Source organism: Streptomyces sp. NPDC001156, from assembly GCF_053598275.1.
On the sequence record NZ_JBSFJX010000316.1, the window covers coordinates 1 to 6,932 of the forward strand.

General features: G+C 69.7%; 6 protein-coding genes and 3 pseudogenes. 6 read left to right on the plus strand and 3 right to left on the minus strand.

The window, feature by feature from the left end; genetic code table 11:
• Positions 1-218 precede the first annotated feature (218 nt).
• Positions 219-701: pseudogene (locus tag ACWDA7_RS48830) on the plus strand (transposase); the annotation flags it as partial.
• Between the two features lie 48 nt (positions 702-749).
• Here the strand turns inward: ACWDA7_RS48830 and ACWDA7_RS48835 are convergent.
• Positions 750-1,802 carry a M4 family metallopeptidase gene (locus ACWDA7_RS48835; protein ID WP_450614163.1) on the minus strand — a complete coding sequence of 351 codons (1,053 nt, stop codon included), beginning with the start codon at positions 1,800-1,802 and terminating at the stop codon, positions 750-752.
• A gap of 79 nt (positions 1,803-1,881) precedes the next feature.
• Here ACWDA7_RS48835 and ACWDA7_RS48840 point away from each other — a divergent pair, with 79 nt between their 5' ends.
• Together ACWDA7_RS48840 and ACWDA7_RS48845 are read left to right on the plus strand one after the other, a co-directional pair.
• Entirely contained in the window at positions 1,882-2,361 is a 480-nt protein-coding gene (locus tag ACWDA7_RS48840) for a hypothetical protein (protein WP_450614165.1), read from the plus strand.
• Between the two features lie 617 nt (positions 2,362-2,978).
• Positions 2,979-4,076 (plus strand): baeRF2 domain-containing protein, encoded by a 1,098-nt coding sequence (locus ACWDA7_RS48845; protein WP_450614167.1) that lies wholly within the window; start codon positions 2,979-2,981, stop codon positions 4,074-4,076.
• A gap of 24 nt (positions 4,077-4,100) precedes the next feature.
• Here ACWDA7_RS48845 and ACWDA7_RS48850 read toward each other — a convergent pair whose 3' ends face one another.
• Positions 4,101-4,253 carry a hypothetical protein gene (locus ACWDA7_RS48850; protein WP_450614169.1) on the minus strand — a complete coding sequence of 51 codons (153 nt, stop codon included), beginning with the start codon at positions 4,251-4,253 and terminating at the stop codon, positions 4,101-4,103.
• 12 nt (positions 4,254-4,265) lie between these two features.
• Here ACWDA7_RS48850 and ACWDA7_RS48855 point away from each other — a divergent pair.
• Positions 4,266-4,478, plus strand: a pseudogene (locus ACWDA7_RS48855) (hypothetical protein); the annotation flags it as partial.
• A gap of 139 nt (positions 4,479-4,617) precedes the next feature.
• Positions 4,618-5,198: pseudogene (locus tag ACWDA7_RS48860) on the plus strand (protein-L-isoaspartate O-methyltransferase family protein).
• Between the two features lie 5 nt (positions 5,199-5,203).
• Here ACWDA7_RS48860 and ACWDA7_RS48865 read toward each other — a convergent pair.
• On the minus strand, positions 5,204-5,656 hold the full coding sequence (locus ACWDA7_RS48865) for a YbhB/YbcL family Raf kinase inhibitor-like protein (RefSeq protein ID WP_361373110.1): 453 nt from the start codon (positions 5,654-5,656) through the stop codon (positions 5,204-5,206).
• Between the two features lie 109 nt (positions 5,657-5,765).
• Here ACWDA7_RS48865 and ACWDA7_RS48870 point away from each other — a divergent pair, with 109 nt between their 5' ends.
• Complete coding sequence (locus tag ACWDA7_RS48870) at positions 5,766-6,326, plus strand: nucleoside-triphosphatase (protein ID WP_450614171.1); 561 nt, start codon at positions 5,766-5,768, stop codon at positions 6,324-6,326.
• Positions 6,327-6,932 lie beyond the last annotated feature (606 nt).

Below are 6,932 nucleotides of genomic sequence, written 5' to 3' on the forward strand. Positions count from 1 at the left end.
CGCAACACGTCGTCGTCGTCCGGCGTGAGGCCCTTGAGACGGGTGCGGATCGCCACGCCGGACGGGCCGACGGCCACGAAGGGGGCAGCGATCGTACGCAGCGACTCACCACCCATCGATGCACCCCCCTCCCCAACACGTGATCAGCAACAGGAAGAACGGTACCGGCCGGCACTGACAGTGCCCGCCATGCGTCGTGCGCGCTGCACCACCACGAACCAGTACATGCTCGTGCACACGCGCACACACTCCTGCACATCCGAAACCGAACAGCTCCCAACCCCGAGGACCTCACCGACCGCCAGCAGGCCAAGCTGGGTTGGATCGCGGCCACCGATCCGCGCCTGCACCGCGCCTACCTGCTCAAGGAAGGCCTGCGCACGGTCTTCGCCATCGCCCGCGAGCAGGACACACAGGCGGCAATCGAGGCCCTGGACCGGTGGCTGTCATGGGCCCAGCGCTGCCGCATCCACACTTTCGTCAACCTCGGCCGCCGTATCCGCCGCCGCCGCGAGGTCATCGTCAACGCCATCGCCGAGCGTCTGTCGAACGGGCTGATCGAGTCGACCAACACCCAGACCCGCCTGATCATCCGCCGAGGGTTCGGCTTCCGCACCGCCGGCGCGGTCATCGCCCTCGTCATGCTCACCCTCGGCGGCGAACGCCCGACCCTACCGGGACGCCAACTCGCCTCAACATGACCCACACATCAGTCAGAAGAGCCCATTTTCCGGTGCCCTCAGCAACTATCAGAGGAGGCCGCGGTCGGTGAAGGCTTGCTGGACTACGCGGGCCTGGCGGTTGCCGTACATCGACTGGGCGGTTGCGACCGTTTGGCGGGCCGCCGCCGCGAAACTGGTGTCCGGGGCGAAGCCGAACTGGGCGTTGACGATGATTCGGTCGGCGACCGTCGGGCCGAGGGCCGTGCGGATCTGGAACAGTGCCTGCGACCAGATCTCACCGTCCGCGTGCACCTCGCCGACGAGGTCCTCCGGGTAGTGCTTGCCCGCGTCCAGCCGGCGCAGGCAGTGCGGCACCGTCGAGGTGTACGACGTGGAGTCCCAGTCCATCACGCACGCCAACGGCTCCTTCACGGGGACGCCGTACTTCTTCGCCACCCAGTCGCCGACGGTCACTGAGAAGTAGTCGCCGAACGCCTCACCGATCGAGCCGGACTCCAGGTTCGACCCGAAGCCCGGGAGCTGGGCGGCCTGAATCGCGTGCCCGGTCTCGTGCACGATCACCTCGCCGTCCTCGGCGTCGTCCACACCACCCTTGCCCAGGGTGATGGTGTCCCGCTTCTCGATCTCGAACGAGTTGTCCCCGCCGTACTGATCGACCTTGTAGTCCTGGCTCTCGGCATTGACGGCAGGCAGCGCACTGCCGAACCCGAGCGACTGCAGGTACTTCTGCGTCTCGGTCCCCCAGAAGTACGACATGACCTGCTCGAACCGATCGTCGCTCCGATTGTAGAAATAGGTGCCGTCCGTGCTGTACGCCGCCGGCCCGGTGTTACTGCGCACGTTCGCCCAGGTGCCCTGCAGATAGCCGGAACCGTCCAGGTCGGTCAGCGTGACCTCGTAGTAGTCGCCCCGCGGGACCGCGGTCGCAGAGTCGTTCTGGTCGGTGAGCGACTCGTCGCCGCTGGATTGCACGGGGTTCGGAATGAACACCAGAGCCTTCGCCGTCGTCGTCCCGACGGGCGGCTGCTTCGCGTCCGCGACCGGCGCGCTCAACGTCGCCAGTGCCAGTGCAACAGCTGAGGTCAGGACGGCGGTGGTCTTCAAGCTCTTCGTGACCATTGATGCCTCCAAGGCAGCGCTCAGGAAACGGCTACGACAACGTAAGTCGTCCCTTGCCACGGGCGGAAGATCTCAGCCGGTGATCGGCGCGGCGTGCGCCTCCGCATACCCGGACGCGGCCAGTCGGTCGAACGAACTCACCGGCACCGTCCCGGAACAACCCCGCCGTCAGATCGATCTCGCCCGTGCGAGCGTCGACTTCTTCATCGCGCTCCTGACCGGTCACGTCGCCGTGGCCGCTGCGGCGGTGGCCGGCCTCGCCTCGGCGGACGCCCGGCCCGCCACGCTCACCGCCACCGCCGTCCTGCTCGGTTGCCTGATCCTCGTGTGGTACCGCTGCGCCGTATCCGCCACCGACGAGTGGGCCGCAGCGGTCCGCACCCTGGTCAACACCGGGCGCAAGCCTCTCGCCGAGAACCTCGGCCTGGTCCTGCCCGCGGACATCGCGGACGAGCGAAGGATGTGGACGCTTGTCGGGAAGCTGTCCCGGCTCCCTTACGACGACAAGGCCGCGGCGCTCAATCCGTACCGGAGCGCGCCCCCGTCCGGAAACCCGTAGTCGTGGACCCGCGGTCTCTGCCGTGCCGCACCGGGCAAACTCGCAACCTATTGCGGGGCGATGCCAGCGGTAGAGACGCAGGTGGCGAACGGTGCGGAGCCAGGTGCAGACGACTACGGCGAGGCCCATGCTCTGCACGCGCCACAGATCCAGGTGCTGGGTCCCATCGAGGTGGACCGCGTGGCGCAACCGATCACGGGCCGCGCATCGGGCACCTGGCGGCGCTGCTGTATTTCCGTCCCTGCCGCACAGCCGACGTGCTGCGCGCCGACATGGACCCACTCAACCCCTGGACACCGGCCACCCTCAACGCCCGCCTGCACGGCCTGCGCCGCGCACTGGGCAACGCCCCTCCGGCAACCCCTACGTGCCACGCCGCCGCACAGGCGACGACCCCTACCACCTCTCCCCCGCCATCCGCTGCGACTGGCGCAGGTTCCTCCACCTCGCCGAGCACGCCATGCCCCACGCTGGACGGCCTGGTCGCCGCCACCATGCTCACGATGGGTTGGCTGCTGTCGGCCGGCGCCTGACCGCTCCGCTTTGCTCTCGTCGAGCTCCATCACCCTCGGGGCGCGCATCATCAAAGGAAGGGAGACCATCGACGAGGAGTGGCGATGAGGTTGTCGTTCCTTCAACCCCTCTACGCGGAGCCGGGCCCGTTCGCCTCCGTGTACCTGGACACCTCCCGAAACGTCGACCATCCCGAGCGAGCGATCGCGCTGCGCTGGCGGCGGCTGCGCGAGAGTCTGTCCCGTCAGGGCTCGGACCGGGCGCTGCTGAACGTACTGGAGGAGGTGGTCGGCGCCGACACAGAGGTGCCGGGGGTGCACGGTCAGGCCATCTTTGCCGCCCACGGCACGCTCGTCCTGGACGGGGAGCTGCCCAGGCCGCCCGAGCACGACACCGCGCGCTACAGCACCCTGCCGGACGCGATGCCCCTGGTCACCCAGCACGTTCCGGAGATCCCCTACATGGCCGTAGTCGTCCACTACAGCGGCCTTCCGACCGCCGAGACCCACGGCTGGGTAACTCTGGAGGCGGAGACCGGCACCTGGCCCGCATCCACCGTCACCCCGGGTGAACGGCTGCACCGCAGGGTCGCGGTAGCGACCTGGCACCGCACCTCCCTCCGGCTCGGTCACCGGCTGGACGAACGGGCGCGGCGCGCCCATGCCGACGCCGTCGTCGTGGGCGGGGACGAGTGGGCGTGCAACGTACTGATCCGCCGCCTGCCGCACACCCTGCGGGACAAGGTCGTACGCGTGGGCGGCCGGACCCCCACCGACACCGGACGCGCTCTGTTGGAACCGCAGCTCGACGGCGTCTTCCGCGGCCGCATGGCCGCGCACGACCGGGAACTCGTGGACATCTTCATCGGCCGGCGCGCCCTGGACGGACCCATGACGGAGGGGCTGGCCGCCACCGTCGCCGCCCTCCAGCGCGGCCAGGTCGCGGCACTGCTGCTGAACCAGCCGCCGGGGTCTTCGCTGCGGCTCTGGGCGGGCTCCCAGCCCACTCAGCTCGCCCTGACCGAGGCGGAGCTGATCTCCTTCGGCGTGCGGGCCCCGCGCGAGGAACGCGCCGACGAGACCCTCGTCCGGGCCCTCGTCGGCACCGGTGCCGAGCTGGTCGTCGTACCAGAGAGCGAGCTGAGGCTGTACGAGGGCGTGGGCGCCCTGCTGCGGTACACCGACCCGGGGACCCCGTCCTGACGCAGACGCGCTGCGCCTCCCGGATCACGGGTCGTCCCTTGCGCCGGACCGCCCCGGATCGCGCCGCGCGCGGAACATGCCGACACTGGGCTGGAGCGGCACCACGGCGTATGAGCGGCGGATGGGGCACATGGACAGGAACAGGAGCCGCGCGGAGGAGACGGACGTTTCGATCACCCGCCCAAGACCTTGGCGGTAGGCGTCCCAGCGGTGGCCGACCCGCTGCGGCACTCCCTGGAGCAGACGACGGACCGCCGTACGGCGCTGACGCTGCTCAACCTCAACCAGACCAGGGGCTTCGACTGCCCCGGCTGCGCCTGGCCGGAACCGAACCCCGCTCACCGGCACCGCAACGAGTACTGCGCGAACGGCGCCAACCACGTGAGCGACGAGGCGACGTCGGCCGGCGAGCACGATCACACCGCGCGGCTTCTGGAACGCACCACGACCGGGGCCGCCGGCGCCACCGCCACGGCCCCGCGGTCCGAGGGCCGATGAAGGGACCCCCGAGGCCCTGGTCCGCGCGGCCCACACCGTGGGCGTGACCGACGCCCGTCTCCTGGAGGCCGTACGGAGCATCCCCCGGGCGGAATTCGTCCCCGCGAACGAGGTGGCATCCGCATACCGGGACACGCTTGTTCCGCTCCCCCACGGGCAGGTGACCACCCAGCCCTCGCTGATCGCCATGATGGTCTCCGCCCTCGGCCTCACCGGAGACGAACAGGTCCTGGAGGTCGGGACCGGATACGGCTGGCAGACCGCGCTGCTGGCCCGCTTGGCCGCGTACGTCGTCAGCGTCGAGCGCTGGCCCGACCTGGTCGACGAGGCCGCCCGCGGCTGGCCGGGCAGGGCGTCGGCAATGCCGAGGTCGTACTCAGCGACGGGACCCTCGGGATGCCGACCCGTGCCCCGTACGACGCCGTCATCGTCTGCGCGGCCTTCCCGCGAGTGCCTGAGCCGCTCGTGGATCAGCTCCGCACCGGTGGCCGGCTCGTCCAGCCGATCGGGCAGGAGCGCTTCGAGCTGTACGAGCGGCGGGCCCACAACCTGGTGCACCGCGGGACGGTCACCGCGGCCCGGTTCGTCCGGCTGTACGGCGCCCACGGCTACGACCAGCGGTGACACGCTCAGCGCTGATAGGTCCCGACCAGGGTGCCGGAGGCCAACTCCCTGCCCTTCAGGGCACGGTGCACGTCCTCGACGCCCGGGTGGTCGTGCAGCGGCAGCGGCTCGGACAGAGCGTACAGGCGGAAGAAGTAGCGGTGCGGCCCATGCCCCGGTGGAGGCATCGGCCCTCCCCAGCCCACCCGGCCGAAGCCGTTGGGCCACGGCAGGCCCCCCTGGGGCTTCTGGCCCTCCGCCGCCCCGGTGGTCCCCGGATCGATGCCGGTCACCAGCCAGTGCAGGAAGGTCGTCCCCGGCGCGTCCGGGTCCTCGCACAGGAGCACCAGCTCCGTAGCCTCGTGGGGCACCCCCGACCAGGTCAGGGGCGGTGAGATGTTCTCACCCTCCCCGCTGTACCGACGGGGGATCACCGTTTTGTCGTCGAACGCGGTGCTGCTGAGTTCAATTCCGCTCATGCGCGCCGCCATACCCGCAACGGCGGCACCGGTACCAGTCCGCACCCCAAAACCCCCGTTCGGCCGAGCCCCCCGGGCCGCCTCCGGAAGCGGGGGTGAAGATGGCAGTGTGCCGACAAGGATCCTGCTCGAGGGCCGCCCTGGCGCGGGCAAGACAACCGCCCTGCGTCGACTGGCCGCGCTGCTGCCCACCCACGCAGCCACCGGCTTCACCACGGAGGAGATCCGGCAATCCGGCGCCCGCGTCGGTTTCGCCCTGGAAACCCTGGCAGGCCGACGGGAAGTGCTCGCCCATGTCGACCTGCCTGGTCCGCCACGGATTGGGAAATACGGCGTCGACCCGGGCGTCATGGAACGACTGGCGCTGCCGTCGCTTCGGCCGGCAGCAACCGAGGAGGCAACAGGGCGGCTGGTGCTCATCGACGAGCTGGGGCGGATGGAACTGGCCTGCACGGCGTTCCAGCACGCGGTCGACGCGCTGTTCGTCGCAGAGGTCGACGTCGTCGCCACGGTCCACACGCACCGCGATCCGTTCACCGACGCCCTCAAGCGGCGCGCCGACATCGAGGTCGTCCAGCTCACTCCGGCAAACCGGGACGTCCTGCCGGGGGAGCTCGCGGCCCGGCTGCAGCAGCCCCGGACGCACGGAAGGCCTCCCTCTCACGGATGAGAGACCGGCCTCCGACCTGCTGAAAGCAGCGTTCCTCGGCGTCCGGGGAGCGCAGCGCCGTCAGCAGCGCCGGTACCTCCTCAGCCGAGCCGTACGCGTGCTCCACCGACGCCCAGTCGATGTCATGAAGTCAGTCGAACATGATCAGAACCATGTCAGGCGGCACTGACAGCAGAGGCGTCCCGGGACGGGGCCGTACGACACCGTCGGCACGGGCCGGGGCGAACGGGGCCGGGGGGCCTGCGCTGAAGGGGCGTACGGACGGCGACTGCCGCGAGCATGGACTACTCAACGCCGCTCCCAGACCCAAGAGTTCTCAGCGACGTCAGGGAATCCCACAGAAACAGAGGTGCCACAGGTCAAGCCCTTCACCGCGTAGGGCCACGGTTGTGCAGGCCGTCATACGAGCACGTCATCAGCCGACGCCGGAAATCAAGATCAGTCTCATACACGGGCAGGGATTCCAGCCGAGCCAGCAGTACCTGGCCTCACACACCTGGGCCAAGGTGAGAACCGTTCCTAGTCAGTGAGCAGGAGTGAGTCTTGTACCCAATCCTGGTCAACTGGCGCATCCCGAACGGTGGTGGATGCACTGGTCTCCCGCGT